This is a genomic window from Pseudomonas sp. LBUM1645 (assembly GCF_059716185.1).
In genome coordinates, this window is the sequence record NZ_CP166811.1 from 890,210 (window position 1) to 905,857 (window position 15,648).

Sequence of the window (15,648 nt, forward strand, 5' to 3'; positions counted from 1 at the left end):
GTTCAGTCCTGGCGAATACGCTGCTTGAAGGTCCGCGCGATGGCCTGCACGCCGGGTCGGTAATCCGATTGCTCGATGGCGGCTAGGGCCAGTTCCAGAGCCTTGTCGGCGATGAGCTGATGCTGCTGGGCCATGGCGTTGACTGGCAGCGGCAGGAAATCCAGCAGCTGCGTGTCGCCAAAGGTGCCGAGGCGCAGCGGGCGGGTTTTGAGCGGGAAGTCGTGCAAGGCATCGAATACGCCCTGAAGCAGCACGTAGGAAGTCGTCACCAGCGCATCCGGCAAATGGCCCAGACGCTGTAGCAGTTCTTCCATCAACTGTTTGCCGCACTCACGGCTGAACGACTCGCCGTGCTCGATCAGCACCTCGCCTTTGAACCCGTCCAACGCATCTTTGAAACCGCCCGCCCGCTCCTGGCTGATGCTCAGTTCGGGGCGTGCGCCGATCAGTGCGATCTGCTTGGGCAACGGGTCCAGTAGACTGCGGGTCAGTTGCAGGCTGGCCTCGCGGTCATCACTGATCACCGAACAGAAATGCTCAGGCTCCATGACCCGGTCGATCGCGATGATCGGAATGCCCTTGGCCTGCAATTGGCGATAGCTGTCATCGCCGGCCGGCAGGCAACTGGCAACGATCAACGCATCGCAGCGCCGGGCCCGGAACAGTTTCAGCAATTGCCGTTCGCTGTCCGGCGCATCGTCGGAACTGGCGATCAGCAGCTGATAGCCGCGAGCGCGGGCGCCTTGTTCCAGCAGTTTGGCGATTCGCGCGTAACTGGGGTTTTCCAGGTCCGGCAGAATGAAACCCAAGGTGCGGGTGTGCCGACTGCGCAGCCCGGCGGCCTGGGGATTGGGCGTAAAGCCATGTTGTTCGACGACCGCGCGCACGCGCTCGACGGTGGCACTGCTGATACGTTGTTGTTCTGCCTTGCCATTGATGACGTAGCTGGCGGTGGTAACGGACACACCGGCCAACTGGGCGATATCACTGAGTTTCAACCCGGGTTTTCCTTGTTTTTTCGAGCTTGCCTCGACATTTTCGCCAATCCTACCCGATTAAAGCAGACGACCATCGTCGCGACGCATCCGACAATTGGACTTCAAGGATGAGACATTATCGAGTAACGTGCCAATCATTCTAGATTAAACGTTTCAGCAAGCGTATTTTCTACGTTATAGGCTCCTTTGCCGGTTCTGCCGCGAAACCGCCAAAAGTTATGACTAAGGGCCTAAGCTGAATCATTCAAAACAATACCTGGCGTCACAAGGCGCCAAAAAGGAGAAAGCATGCTCGAGCTCACCATAGAGCAGATATCCATGGGCCAATCGGCTGTGGATAAGTCCGCAGCGTTGCACCTGCTAGCCCAGCATCTGGTCGCCGATGGCCTGGTGGCCGAGGGTTATCTCGCCGGGTTGCAGGCGCGCGAAGCCCAGGGCTCGACCTTTCTCGGGCAAGGTATTGCCATCCCCCACGGTACGCCGGAAACCCGCGATCTGGTGTTTTCCACCGGCGTGCGGCTGATGCAGTTTCCTGAAGGCGTGGACTGGGGCGACGGTCAGATTGTCTATCTGGCGATCGGTATTGCGGCCAAATCCGACGAGCACCTGCGCCTGTTGCAACTGCTGACCCGCGCCCTCGGCGAAACCGACCTGGGCCAGGCGTTGCGCCGCGCTAGTTCCGCCGAAGCCCTGCTGAAACTGCTGCAAGGCGCGCCGCAAGAACTGGCGCTGGATGCACAGATGATCGGCCTCGGTGTGTCCGCCGATGACTTCGAAGAGCTGGTCTGGCGTGGTGCGCGTTTGCTGCGTCAGGCCGATTGTGTGAGCAATGGTTTCTCCGCCGTGTTGCAACAAGTCGATGCGCTGCCGCTGGGCGATGGCCTGTGGTGGTTGCACAGCGAGCAAACGGTCAAGCGTCCGGGCCTGGCCTTCGTCACGCCGGACAAACCCATGCGCTACCTCGGCCAGCCGCTCAGCGGTCTGTTCTGCCTGGCCAGCCTCGGTGAAGCCCATCAGGCCTTGCTCGAACGCCTTTGTGCGTTGCTGATCGAAGGTCGCGGCCACGAATTGGGCCGCGCCACCAGCAGCCGTAAAGTCCTCGAAGTCCTGGGCGGTGAGCTGCCGGCCGATTGGCCGAGCGCTCGTATCGCCCTGGCCAACGCCCACGGCTTGCACGCGCGTCCGGCGAAGATCCTCGCGCAACTGGCGAAAAGTTTTGAAGGTGAAATCCGCGTACGCATCGTCGATGGCCAGGACAGCGCGGTGTCGGTGAAGAGCTTGAGCAAACTGCTCAGCCTCGGTGCCCGTCGCGGGCAGGTGCTGGAATTTGTCGCCGAACCGAGCATCGCCGCCGATGCCTTGCCAGCCTTGCTGGCCGCCATCGAAGAAGGCCTCGGTGAAGAAGTCGAGCCGCTGCCAGCCGTGAGCCAACAGCGCGAAGTGATCGCCGATGTGGCCGAGGTAATCCTCGCGCCGGCGTCCGGTAGTCTGGTTCAGGCCATCGCCGCCGCACCGGGCATCGCCATCGGCCCGGCGCACATTCAAGTGCTGCAAACCATTGAATACCCGCTTCGCGGCGAGTCTGCCGCGATCGAGCGCGAGCGTCTCAAACAGGCGTTGGCGGACGTGCGTCGCGACATCGAAGGTCTGATCGAGCGCAGCAAGTCCAAGGCCATTCGCGAGATTTTTATCACTCACCAGGAAATGCTCGACGACCCGGAATTGACCGATGAAGTCGACACCCGTCTCAAGCAGGGTGAAAGCGCCGAAGCGGCGTGGATGGCGGTGATTGAAGCGGCGGCCAAACAACAGGAATCGCTTCAGGACGCCTTGCTCGCCGAGCGCGCTGCCGACTTGCGTGATATCGGCCGTCGAGTACTGGCGCAACTGAGTGGCGTCGAAACCCCGAGCGAGCCTGAGCAACCGTACATTCTGGTGATGGATGAAGTCGGTCCGTCCGACGTCGCCCGCCTTGATCCGGCGCGTGTCGCCGGCATCCTCACTGCCCGTGGCGGCGCCACCGCACACAGTGCGATTGTCGCCCGAGCCCTCGGGATTCCGGCGCTGGTCGGCGCCGGCCCGGCCGTGTTGCTGCTGGCGCCGGGCACGCCGTTGCTGATTGATGGCCAACGCGGTCGCCTGCACGTGGACGCCGACGCGGCGACCTTGCAGCGCGCCACCGAAGAGCGCGACACCCGCGAGCTGCGTCTGAAAGCGGCCGCCGAACAACGTCATCAACCGGCACTGACCACTGACGGCCATGCGGTCGAAGTGTTCGCCAACATCGGCGAAAGCGCTGGCGTGACCAGCGCGGTGGAGCAGGGCGCCGAAGGCATTGGCCTGCTGCGCACCGAACTGATTTTCATGGCTCACTCGCAAGCTCCGGACGAAGCGACCCAGGAAGTAGAATACCGTCGCGTCCTCGATGGCCTGGCGGGTCGGCCGCTGGTGGTACGTACTCTCGATGTCGGTGGTGACAAACCGCTGCCGTATTGGCCGATCGCCAAAGAAGAAAACCCGTTCCTCGGCGTGCGCGGTATTCGCCTGACCCTGCAACGTCCGCACATCATGGAAGCGCAGTTGCGCGCGTTGCTCCGTGCGGCGGACAACCGTCCACTGCGGATCATGTTCCCCATGGTCGGCAGCGTCGACGAGTGGCGCCAGGCGCGGGACATGACCGAACGTCTGCGTCTGGAAATTCCGGTTGCCGACCTGCAACTGGGGATCATGATTGAAGTGCCGTCGGCTGCATTGCTGGCGCCGGTGCTGGCCAAAGAGGTCGACTTCTTCAGCGTCGGCACCAATGACCTGACCCAATACACCCTGGCCATCGACCGTGGTCATCCAACCTTGTCGGCCCAGGCAGACGGCTTGCACCCGGCGGTGCTGCAACTGATCGACATCACCGTGCGCGCGGCGCATGCCCACGGCAAGTGGGTCGGCGTGTGCGGCGAGTTGGCGGCCGATCCGCTGGCGGTGTCGGTGCTGGTCGGTCTCGGTGTGGATGAGTTGAGTGTGTCGGGTCGCAGCATTGCCGAGGTCAAGGCGCGGGTTCGCGAGCTCAGCCTGGCGCAGACCAAAATCCTTGCCCAACAGGCCCTGGCCGTTGGCAGCGCAAACGAAGTACGCGCACTAGTGGAGGCCCTGTAATGGCCAAGATCCTGACCCTGACCCTCAACCCGGCGCTGGACCTCACCGTCCAGTTGCCGCTACTTGCCCCCGGCCAAGTCAACCGTAGCGACGAGATGCACACGCATGCCGCCGGTAAAGGCGTGAACGTGGCGCAAGTGCTGGCGGACCTCGGGCATCAGCTCACGGTCAGCGGCTTCCTCGGGGAGGACAACCTTCAAGCGTTCGAAACCCTGTTCGCCAAACGCGGGTTTGTCGACGCGTTCATCCGTGTTCCGGGTGAGACGCGCAGCAATATCAAACTGGCGGAAAGCGATGGACGCATCACCGACATCAACGGCCCCGGACCCTTGGTGAGTGAATCCGCGCAACAGGCGTTGCTTGATCGACTTGATCAGATTGCACCCGGTCATGATGCGGTCGTCGTTGCCGGCAGCCTGCCCCAAGGCATCAGTCCGCAGTGGTTACAGGCGTTGATTGTGCGTTTGAAAAATCTCGGTTTGAACGTGGCGCTGGACACCAGTGGCGAAGCATTGCGGGCTGCGCTCAAAGCCGGCCCGTGGTTGATAAAACCAAATACCGAAGAACTGGCCGATGTGCTGGGCTGCGAGGTGGTTTCGGTGGCCGCACAGGCGCAAGCCGCGAGCCGCTTGCACACTCAAGGCATCGAGCACGTGGTGATCTCCGACGGCGCCGATGGCGTGAACTGGTTCAGTGTCGGCTCGGCAATGCACGCCACGCCGCCCAAGGTCAGTGTCGTCAGCACGGTGGGCGCGGGCGATTCTTTACTGGCCGGCATGCTCCACGGTTTGCTCAGCGCCGACACGCCTGAACAGACCCTGCGCACCGCCACGGCGATTGCCGCGATGGCGGTCACCCAGATCGGTTTCGGTATAGGCGACGCCACGCAGTTGGCGCGGCTCGAACAGGGCGTGCGCATGCGCTCCCTGACAGAACAATAAGAGGGTTTGTCATGAAGTTAGCCATTGTTACGGCCTGCCCGAACGGCATGGTCACCAGTGTGCTGTGCGCCCGTTTGCTTGATGCGGCGGCCCAGCGTCAGGGCTGGAGCACCAGTGTCGAAGTCAACGATGCCGCGCACCCTGAACGTCAATTGTCGGCGGCCACGATCGAGGCGGCCGAGTGGGTATTGCTGGTGATCAGCGCGCCTGTGGATATGTCACGATTCGTCGGCAAGCGGGTGTTCCAAAGCACTCCGGCGCAAGCCCTGCAAGATGTTGAAGCGGTGCTGCGTCGCGGTGCTGAAGAGGCTCAGGTTTACGTCGCCCCCGAAGCCGTGGCCGAGCCTGTCGCCCTCGTAAAAAACGCCCCGCGCCTGGTTGCGATTACCGCGTGCCCGACCGGCGTCGCTCACACCTTCATGGCAGCCGAAGCCTTGCAGCAAGCGGCCAAGCGTCTGGGCTACGACCTGCAAGTGGAAACCCAGGGCTCGGTCGGTGCGCGCAATCCGCTGAGTGCAGCGGCAATTGCCGATGCGGACGTGGTGCTGCTGGCCTGCGATATCGAAGTCGCCACCGAGCGTTTCGCCGGCAAGAAGATTTACCGTTGCGGTACCGGCATCGCCCTCAAACAAGCCGAAGCCACGCTGAATAAAGCGTTGACCGAAGGCACGCAGGAAACCGCTTCGAGCGGTGCCAAAGGCCCGTCCAAGCAAGAGAAAAGTGGCGTCTACAAACACCTGCTGACCGGCGTGTCGTTCATGCTGCCGATGGTGGTGGCGGGCGGTCTGATGATCGCCTTGTCGTTCGTGTTCGGCATCACCGCCTTCAAGGAGCCGGGAACATTGGCGGCGGCGCTGATGCAGATCGGCGGCGAGACCGCGTTCAAGCTGATGGTGCCGTTGCTGGCGGGTTACATCGCCTACTCGATCGCCGACCGTCCGGGCCTGGCGCCGGGGATGATTGGCGGTCTGCTGGCAAGCACCTTGGGCGCCGGTTTTATCGGCGGGATCATTGCCGGTTTCATCGCCGGTTACGCGGCGCAGGCGATCAATCGTTATGCACGCTTGCCACAAAGTCTTGAGGCGCTGAAACCGATCCTGATCATCCCGTTGCTGGCGAGTCTGTTCACCGGTCTGGTGATGATCTACGTGGTCGGCAAACCGGTGGCCGGGATGCTCGAAGGGCTCACGCACTTCCTCGACAGCATGGGCACCACCAACGCGATTCTGCTCGGTGTGTTGCTGGGCGGGATGATGTGCGTCGACCTTGGCGGGCCGATCAACAAAGCCGCGTATGCATTCTCGGTGGGACTGCTGGCGTCGCAAAGTTATGCACCGATGGCCGCGACCATGGCGGCGGGTATGGTGCCGCCGATTGGCCTGGGCATCGCTACGTTTATCGCGCGGCGCAAGTTCGCCCAGACCGAACGCGAGGCCGGTAAAGCGGCGTTGGTCTTGGGGCTGTGCTTTATCTCGGAAGGTGCGATTCCGTTTGCCGCCAAGGACCCGTTGCGGGTGATCCCTGCGAGCATTGCCGGTGGTGCGCTGACCGGCGCGCTGTCGATGTACTTCGGCTGCAAACTGATGGCGCCGCACGGCGGGTTGTTCGTGCTGGCGATCCCGAATGCGATCAACCATGCGCTGTTGTATTTGCTGGCGATTGTGGCCGGGAGTCTGCTGACGGCGGTGGCGTATGCGGTGCTCAAGCGGCCAGAAGTCGTTGAGTTGGCCATAGAGCCCGTCAGCGCCTGACACCCAACCTCTGTAGGAGCCGAGCTTGCTCGCGATAGCGGTGTATCAGCCACCATTTTCGGTGAATGTTAAACCGCTATCGCGAGCAAGCTCGGCTCCTACAGGGGGGCGTGTCACAGCCATTTCACACGGCCATGTTTAAGTTTTCCTTTTCAGGGAGAACACCATGAGCGAATTCGACCTCGGCCGCCGTCGTGTCATACAAGCCGTCGGCGCCGGGCTGTTGTTGCCAGGACTGGCGCCGACGGTGATTGCTTCGGTCAAGGATCGTCCGCAACTCACCGATGGCGTGCAGTCCGGCGACGTGCTGGGCGACCGGGCGATGATCTGGAGTCGTTGTGATCGTCCGGCGCGCATGGTGGTGGAGTGGGACACCCGCAGTTTGTTCACCAACCCTCGTCGTTTTGTCTCGCCATTGGCCGTGTCCAATACCGATTTCACCGCACGCGTCGAACTCACTGGCCTGCCCGCGGACCAGGCGATTTTCTACCGCGTGCACTTCGAAGACGCCCAGAGCGGCGTCGCCAGCGAACCCTGGTTTGGCCATCTGCGCAGCGTGCCGCAAACCCGTCGTGACATCCGTTTCGTCTGGAGCGGCGACACCGTCGGCCAGGGCTTCGGCATCAACCCGGACATCGGCGGCATGCGCATCTACGATGCCATGCGTTTGCGCCTGCCAGACTTCTTTATCCACAGCGGCGACTCCATCTACGCCGACGGCCCCGTGCCTGCGCAGCTCCCCACAGAGAGCGGCCGCGTGTGGCGCAACATCACCACTGAAGCCAAGAGCAAAGTCGCCGAAACCCTCGACGACTATCGCGGTAATTACCGCTACAACCTGATGGACGAAAACATCCGCCGCTTCAACGCCGAGGTCCCGCAGATCTGGCAATGGGACGACCATGAAGTGGTGAACAACTGGTCGCCGGGCAAGCAGTTGGATGTGCGCTACAAGAGCAAAGATATCCACAGCCTGGTCGGTCGCGCGCGTCAGGCCTGGCTCGAATACGCGCCAATGCGGTTGCAGAGCGCCGACGGCGGCGGGCGGATTTATCGCAAGCTCGGTTATGGGCCATTGCTCGATGTGTTCGTGCTCGACATGCGCAGCTATCGCGGGGCCAATGACGACAACCTGGGTGCGGCTAAACCGTTCCTCGGACGTGAACAGCTGGACTGGCTCAAGCGTGAATTGAAGGCCTCCAAGGCCCAGTGGAAAGTCATCGCTGCTGATATGCCGATCGGCCTCGGCGTATCGGATGGCGAAGTCAGCCCCGGTGTGATGCGTTGGGAAGCCGTGGCCAATGGCGATCCGGGACCGGCTCAGGGGCGTGAGCTGGAAATTGCCGAATTGTTGGGTTTTCTGCGGGCGCAGCAGGTGCGCAATTTTGTCTGGCTGACGGCGGATGTGCATTACTGCGCCGCGCACCATTACCACCCGGACCGTGCGGCGTTTCAGGATTTCGAACCGTTCTGGGAGTTTGTCGCCGGGCCTTTGAATGCGGGGAGTTTTGGGCCTGATTTGCTGGATAAGACCTTTGGTCCCGAGGTGGTGTTCGAGAAAGCACCACCGGCACAGAACACCTCACCGTTTGCCGGGTTTCAGTTTTTTGGTGAGGTGAATATTGATGGGCAGACGGGGGAGATGAGTGTGGTGTTGCGGGATTTGGATGGGGTTTCTGTTTTCGAACAGAAATTGCAGCCAGTCTGATAGATCCACTGTAGAGACCGGTACATCCTTTACACATTTGACCGGGTACATCGTTTACACATTTAACAGGCTTGATACGCGTTTGGCACCGCGTTCAAGCCTGCCTAAAGGGAAAGAGCAAAGGTACAACTCCCACACGCCATCAGCCACTTCCTTCAGCGCGACGTGCTCGTCGATCAGTGCCTCGCCCAGAAAGATCAGGGCCCCTTGCCACTTGATCTCACCATTCTTGCGCACCCGCCGTACTTCGACGTCGGCCCCGTATTCGACCGCCGGCAAATAGCCTGGATAAGGTCTGAGTGACGGGCGATAGATATCTGCTGGCGTCTTCATCTCCAGCGCCGTATGAGGCCGTGCGTGATTGAAATCCTGTACGAAGACCTCAAAGGCAAGCTGCTGACGCAGCAGGTTTTCTGCCGGCGGCCTGAGCACGGCAGCCTTTAGCGTGCGGTGCATGCGTTCATGCCGACCGTTCTGATCCGGGCGTCCTGGCTTAATTGTTTCGGGGTGGACACCATGCCTGATGAACCAGACGGACAGCCTGGAGAGGCGGGCCAAGCCTGTCGACGCAAATGGCGCGCCGTTATCGGTGCGGATCACATCAGGCATGCCGAACTCCCGGAACGCCCACTCGAAGCCCTGACGCGTAGGTTCACCGTGGGTGCTGGGAAGCGCCCGGCATTCCAGAAGATAGCGACTGGCATGGTCGGTGATGGTCAGCGGATAGCACCAGTGGCCGTCCTGGGTTCTGAATTGCCCTTTGAAATCGGCGCACCAGGTTTGATTGGGTTCGTCGGCCTGACGTAGATGCACTGGCCCATGCGGGCGGGGCTGGCGCAGCCGTCGAGGAATCACCAGACCGGCCTTTTTCAGCCACTCTCCAGCGGTGCTGGCGGCCGGCCAAGCGATCTGCGGCTGCGCATTGCGCAGGCGCTGGATCAGTTGCTTCGGTCCGCGATCCGGGTGCTCGCTTTTCTTCGCAAGCAACGTGGCAATGATTTCATCGCGGGTTTGGTGCGGACAGCTCAGCGGTTTTCGCGAGCGCTCTTTCAAGCCATCTACGCCGCAGGTTGCATACCGATCAAGCCACTTATCGACCGTCGGACGGCTAACGCCATATCGTCGACTCAGTTGGCTCTTGCTGTAACTGCCGCTAAGCCAGTCATGGATTAATTTCACTCGCTGATCCATCGGGGACTCTCGATTCCAGGGCATGGTCAGTACCTCCTGACCATGATTGATACCTGTAAACCATGTATCCGGTCTCAAACGTAAAGGATGTACCCGGTTTTTACCCACCCCAGCCCTCTCCCCACAGGGGAGAGGGGAAAGGGAGCCGATCTCTGTTGTTTTCAAACCTGAGTTCGACTCGGTTTTTCAGGTCGATGTATAACGTGAGACACCTCGGTCAGTCCCCTCTCCCTCCGGGAGAGGGCTAGGGTGAGGGGGGCGATGTTCGATTCGCGGCAAATCTCAGGATCTGCTCAAGCACTTCACTCATCCGCTCAATTACCTCCAGATTGCTAAACCGCACAACCTCAATACCTTGCTGCTGAAGGTAAAGCGTACGACGCTGGTCATGTATTTTTGCCGCCGTCTCGTAATGCTGACCACCATCCAGTTCGATGGCCAACTTCAGTTCCACGCAATAAAAATCCAGGATGTACGGCGGGCATGGAAACTGCCGACGGAATTTCAGATTGGCGATTTGCCGAGAACGAAGTTTTTGCCAGAGCAGGAGCTCGCAGTCAGTTTGATTGGTGCGTAGATGGCGGGCGAATTGGCGTTGGTTGAGGGTGGGGCGGGTGGGCATGCTTCACGTCCGTGTGAAGGGGGATGGAAGTTTAACTGTAGTCTGGATTTTGCGGATGATTTGAAATCGACCCCTCACCCCAGCCCTCTCCCCAGTGGGGAGAGGGGGAAAGGGGGCCGATCTGCGTTGAATTCGAAACCCGAGTTCGACTCGATTTTTCAGGTCGATGTATAACGAGAGACACCCCGGTCAGTCCCCTCTCCCTCCGGGAGAGGGCTAGGGTGAGGGGCTCTTTCAGTAGACGTCACGCCGATACCGGCCTTGCTCAATCAACCGGTCAACCTCTGCAATTCCGAGTACTTCGTTCAGCACGTGATCCACCCCCGACGCCATCCCCTGCAAGCTGCCACAGATGTAAATGACCGCACCCTCAGCCAACCACTTCTTCAACTCTCCAGCCGACTCCCGCAGTCGATCCTGCACGTAGATCTTCTCGGCCTGATCCCGCGAGAACGCCAGGTCCAACCGCTCCAGATCCCCCGAAATCAACCATTCCTCAAGCTCATCGCGGCACAGATAGTCATGCTCGCGATTGCGTTCGCCGAACAACAGCCAATGACGTTGCTGCTCATCGGCAATCCGCGCCTTGAGCAAACTGCGCAACCCGGCCAGGCCGGTGCCGTTGCCCAGCAGGATCATCGGCACCGGCTCGGTCGGCAGGTGGAAACCGCTATTGCGCCGTACGCGCAGGCTGATGGTGCCACCCACAGGGGCGTGTTCGGTCAGCCAGCCGGAGCCGACGCCCGGGCTGCCGTCGGGATGCAGTTCCTGGCGCACGATCAGTTCGAGGATGCCATCGGCGGCGATCGAGGCGATGGAGTATTCGCGCATGGCCAAGGGCACCAGCGCATCCACCAGCGCCTGGGCATGCAGGCCGACCAAGTGAGTTCTGTTTTCCGGCAGTTGTCGACTGGCGAGGGCTTGCTCCAGCGGTTGTGACAGGCCACCGAGCGCAACCGTGGCCCGACCGTCAATGCCCAGGCCATCGAGGAAATGCTCGATCGCCCACGGACAATTGCGCGGCAACACTTCCACCAGGTCACCGGCCAGCCAACTGCTGGTGGTGGGGGCGGTGAGGCCGAGCAGGTAAACACCCGAACCGCTGCTGTCAGGGTTGAGTAGTTCACGTCGGGTCAGGGTCCAGTTGTCGTAGCTTGGTGCTTGCCAGGTGTCCACGGGCGCCTGTCCGGTCAGCAGGCCCAGTTGCTGCTGCCAGTGACGCAAGGCGTAGGGGTCGCCGCTGTCGACCTCCACCGGGGCGAACAGAGTCTTGCCGCCGTGCTCACCGAGCCAGGTGTGCAAGCGTCGAGCGAAGCCGCAGAAGTGCTGATACTGCCGATCACCGAGGCCGAGCACCGCGTAGTTCAGGCTTTCCAGGCTCAACGTCCGACCCAGCACTTTGCGTTCGAAGCTGCGGGCACTGTCCGGTGCTTCGCCGTCGCCAAAGGTGCTGACCACGAACAACGCATTGCTGGATTCACGCAAGTCTTGCTCGCTGACGTCCGCCAGCGGCTGAACCTTCACCGGCACGCCGGCAGCCTGCAATTGCCCGGCGGTCTGCCACGCCAGTTGCTCGGCAAACCCGCTTTGGCTGGCGAAGCCGATCAACCAGGCTGGCGTATTGCTGCCTGTTTGCGCGAAATCTTTGCGCGCGTCCTTGATCTGCTTTTTCTTGCGTCGACGATCGAGGTACAGCAACCAGCCCGTGACAAAGAACAGCGGTATGGTCAGCGCGCTGAGCGTCAGAATAATCCGCCCGACGATGCCGAAGTAGCTGCCGACATGCAGCGCATAAATGCTGGTCAGCAGTTGCGCCTTAAGGCTCTTGTCGCTGTAGCGGTCATGCCGTTTGACGGTGCCGGTCGCCGGATCGAGGGTGATCTGGTTCAGCGCGCGGTCGTGGGGCGAGGTGTTCAGCAGGTAGAACACGGTGGCCGGTTGTCCGGCCACTGGCGGCATACGAATGTTGTAGGCGCTGAGTGCCGGACCGGCTGCGCTGTAAATGCTGCTCCACATCAGCGCGTAATCGGCCGTCGGCGCCGGGCCGCTTGGCGCAGGGCCGCGACCGCCGCGAACACGCTCGTTCTGCGGTGAGTCGGAAAGCAATCGGGTCAGGCCCTTGTTGTACCACTCATAGGACCAGGACAGCCCGGTGAGCGCTGCCAGGAGGTAAAACACCAGGCACCAGGTGCCGGCGACGGAGTGCAAATCCCAGTTGAAGCTGCGGCCCTTTTTCTTCCAGTCGAGGGTCAGCCAGGCGCGCCAGCTTTTCCACTGGCGCGGCCAGCGCAGGTAAATACCGGACAGGCAGAAGAACACCAGAATCAGCGTACAGGCACCGGTGATCTGCCGACCGCTATCGCCCATGGCGAGGAAACGGTGCAGTTGCAGCATCAGGCCGAAGAAATCCTGGCCGGTGGCGTCGCCCATGAACTCGGCGGTGTACGGGTCGAAGTAGCGCATCTGCCCGCGGCGTTCGCCCGGTGGCGGGGTAAAGATCACGCGCGCGGCGTTGCCGCTGTCGGTCTCGACCCAGAGCATCGAGACTTTCTTGCCCGAGGCGCCCTCGATTTTTTCCACCAGTTCGGCGGGCGGCAGGACGCCGGCGACCTGCTTCTCGACCTGACACACAGAAGGGTTCAGCGCGCGCAGGATTTCATCCTGAAACGACACCGTCGCCCCGGTGATGCCCATCAGGGCCAGGACCAGTCCGGCGCTGATGCCGAAAAACCAGTGCAACTGGAACAGGGTTTTCTTCAACACGTCACTCGCCTTGTTCGTTCGAAAATAATGATCACGGCGCGCATTATGCCGTGGGTTGTCGAGATACATTCTTTATTACGCACAAAAGCCCCGTTCATAGAGATGAACGGGGCCTGTCCTTATGTAGGCGCTGGCGAAGCCTGCGATCTTTTGATCTTTGGCAATTTCAGCGATGCCAAAGATCGCAGCCTTCGGCAGCTCCTACAGTTTTGGGCTAGAAGTGGAAGTTAGCGCTCAGCAGGGCGGTACGGCCCGCCGCCACGTGGGCGTAGTGCGTCTGGAACACCTGGTCGAAGTAACGCTTGTCGGTCAGGTTCTGTACGTTGAGTTGCAGGTCGACGTTCTTGGTCAGGGCGTAGCTGGCCATTGCGTCGTAACGCCAGTAGGACGGGATCTCCACCGAGTTGGCGACGTTGCCGAACTGCGAGTCGACGAACGTGGCACCGGCGCCGACGGTCAACTTGTCCGGTACCAGGTCGTAGGTCGACCAGAACGTGAAGTTGTTCCGTGGGGTGCTTGGCATGTGGTTGCCTTCATCGGCGGCGAGGGTGGTTTTGACCACTTCGCTTTCCATGTAGGTGTAGCCACCGAATACCCGCCAGTTACGGGTCAGCTTGCCGGCGTAGCTCAGTTCCAGGCCATTGACCTGCTGTTCGCCATCCAGCACTTGAGTGGTGCCGCCGTCCGGATCGTTGATCCGCGCGTTGGTTTTCTCGGTGCGGAACAGTGCGGCGGTCAGCGACAGGTCGTCACCGAAGAAGTCCCACTTGGTACCGATCTCGTAGTTGCGGTTCTTTTCCGGGTCCAGGTCGGTGTTGTTCGCCGCCAGTTCCAGGCCACCGTTGCCGCTGGTTTCACCGGACGGGTTGCTGGAGGTGGAATAGGCCGCGTAGATGCTGCCGTTAGGCAACACGTTGTAGACCACGCCGATCTGGTAGTTGACCAGGTCGCTGGTGTTCTCACGGGAGAAGTCGTTCGCGGGCGCTGTGCTGCTAGCGTTGGCGTGCCCGCTGGATTTGACCTGGTAGTTGTCGTAACGCAGGCCCAGGTTCAGGGACCATTGTTCGTTGAACTTCAGCGTGTCGAACACGTAGGCCGCAGCGGTTTTGGTGTCGGTGTCGGTGAACGCGGCGCTGTCGGTGATCGTGCCGTTCCAGTGATCCCCAGGCGTCGGGTTCTGCAGACTGGTGCAGTCGCCGGAGTTGAACAGGGCGCGGTTACACCGGGTGCCGCTGGCGGTCGAGGTCAGGATGTACGGACGGTTGTGGGTGTCTTGATAGGAAAACTCAAGGCCGGTGACCAGGCTGTGCTCGATGGCACCGGTGTTGAACTTGGCGCTCAGGTCGGTCTGGTTGATCCAGCCGCTGGACGTCGAGTTACGGCTTTTCGCGCCTCGATACACGCTGCCAAGAGCCGCGTTGCCCTTGCTGTCGTCCGGGTTGGTGACGATGTAATCGAGCGTGGAACGGGACATGCGGAAGCTGTTCGAGACGGTCAGGTCATCATTCAGATCGTGTTCGATCTTGATGGTGCCGCTGTCATTGCTGGTCTGGCGATAGTCGCGCCCGGTGAGACCGTAGAAGTTGTCGCGATCGACATGCACAGGTTTATCGACATTGTACTTGCTGCGGTTGGGGCTCAAGGTCAACGGGAGGCCGTAGTCGGGCATGTCGTCGGTTTCGACGTGGTAGTAGCCGACGGTCAGGCGAGTGTCGGTACCCAGGCCAAACGCGAAGGAAGGTGCCACGCCCCAACGGCTGACGTCCACGGCATCACGGCCGGCGACGTTGGCTTCGTGCTTCATCAGGTTCAGACGGAAGGCCGAGGTGTCGGTCATCTGCTGGTTCAGGTCGAGGGTGGTGCGCTTGGTCTGGTCCGAGCCCCAGGTGAAACCGCCGTTGTAGGCATTGCCCAGTTTGGCGGTCTTGCTCACCAGGTTCAGGCTGCCACCGGTGGAACCGGCGCCGGTGAAGGCTGATCCCGGGCCCTTGCTGACTTCGATCGATTCTACGTTGAAGATCTCGCGGCTCTGGGAGGCCGGGTCGCGCATGCCGTCGATGAACACGTCGCTTTCTGCGTTGAAGCCGCGAATGATCGGACGATCGCCAGCCGGGTTGCCACCTTCACCGGCACCGAACGTGATGCCCGGTGTGGTACGCAGCGCGTCGACCAGGCTGGTGGCGCCCGTGTCGCGAATTACTTGTTGTGGAATCACGGTGACGCTTTTCGGCGTCTCACGCAGCGGCGCGGTGTACTTCTTGTTGGCCGAGGTATCGGTCTTGTAGGAGGTCTCGTCCTGGGCTTCGCCGTTGATAGCGGTAGCGCCCAGGGAAATCACGTTGCTCGGTGCTTTTTCGTCGGTCTGTTCAGCCGCGAAAGCCATGTGGCCCGCAGAGCTGGCAGTGATCGCCACGCCAATTGCAGACGCGAGCAAACGCGGTGAACTGACCGGTAATTGTGGTTGTTGGCGTGACATGAGAATTCCCCTCCCCAAGGATTTGAGGCCGCGGAATATAGGGTAAAC

General features: G+C 61.1%; 9 protein-coding genes. 4 read left to right on the forward strand and 5 right to left on the reverse strand.

Features of this window, described 5'->3' with window-relative positions; all coding sequences use genetic code 11:
- Positions 1–2: 2 nt before the first annotated feature.
- Positions 3–998, reverse strand: coding sequence for a catabolite repressor/activator (gene cra, locus ACA079_RS03805; protein WP_046045803.1), 996 nt, complete (start codon positions 996–998; stop codon positions 3–5).
- 288 nt (positions 999–1,286) lie between these two features.
- Here cra and ptsP point away from each other — a divergent pair, with 288 nt between their 5' ends.
- The 4 genes from ptsP to ACA079_RS03825 all read left to right on the forward strand — a co-directional run bounded on the left by ptsP (position 1,287) and on the right by ACA079_RS03825 (position 8,548).
- Positions 1,287–4,148, forward strand: coding sequence for a phosphoenolpyruvate--protein phosphotransferase (gene ptsP, locus ACA079_RS03810; RefSeq protein ID WP_497702630.1), 2,862 nt, complete (start codon positions 1,287–1,289; stop codon positions 4,146–4,148).
- Positions 4,148–5,089 (forward strand): 1-phosphofructokinase, encoded by a 942-nt coding sequence (gene pfkB, locus ACA079_RS03815; protein WP_497702631.1) that lies wholly within the window; start codon positions 4,148–4,150, stop codon positions 5,087–5,089. Before ptsP ends, pfkB begins: the two co-directional genes overlap by 1 nt.
- An 11-nt stretch (positions 5,090–5,100) precedes the next feature.
- Positions 5,101–6,840 carry a PTS fructose-like transporter subunit IIB gene (locus tag ACA079_RS03820; protein WP_497702632.1) on the forward strand — a complete coding sequence of 580 codons (1,740 nt, stop codon included), beginning with the start codon at positions 5,101–5,103 and terminating at the stop codon, positions 6,838–6,840.
- 166 nt (positions 6,841–7,006) lie between these two features.
- Positions 7,007–8,548 (forward strand): alkaline phosphatase D family protein, encoded by a 1,542-nt coding sequence (locus ACA079_RS03825; protein WP_497702633.1) that lies wholly within the window; start codon positions 7,007–7,009, stop codon positions 8,546–8,548.
- 54 nt (positions 8,549–8,602) lie between these two features.
- On the opposite strand, the gene ACA079_RS03830 is transcribed toward ACA079_RS03825, so the two are convergent.
- The 4 genes from ACA079_RS03830 to ACA079_RS03845 all read right to left on the reverse strand — a co-directional run bounded on the left by ACA079_RS03830 (position 8,603) and on the right by ACA079_RS03845 (position 15,600).
- Complete coding sequence (locus tag ACA079_RS03830) at positions 8,603–9,763, reverse strand: integrase core domain-containing protein (protein WP_497702634.1); 1,161 nt, start codon at positions 9,761–9,763, stop codon at positions 8,603–8,605.
- 220 nt (positions 9,764–9,983) lie between these two features.
- Complete coding sequence (locus ACA079_RS03835) at positions 9,984–10,361, reverse strand: endonuclease domain-containing protein (protein ID WP_497702635.1); 378 nt, start codon at positions 10,359–10,361, stop codon at positions 9,984–9,986.
- Between the two features lie 234 nt (positions 10,362–10,595).
- Positions 10,596–13,124 carry a PepSY domain-containing protein gene (locus ACA079_RS03840; RefSeq protein ID WP_497702636.1) on the reverse strand — a complete coding sequence of 843 codons (2,529 nt, stop codon included), beginning with the start codon at positions 13,122–13,124 and terminating at the stop codon, positions 10,596–10,598.
- A 214-nt stretch (positions 13,125–13,338) separates the two neighbouring features.
- Complete coding sequence (locus ACA079_RS03845) at positions 13,339–15,600, reverse strand: TonB-dependent receptor (protein ID WP_497702637.1); 2,262 nt, start codon at positions 15,598–15,600, stop codon at positions 13,339–13,341.
- Positions 15,601–15,648 lie beyond the last annotated feature (48 nt).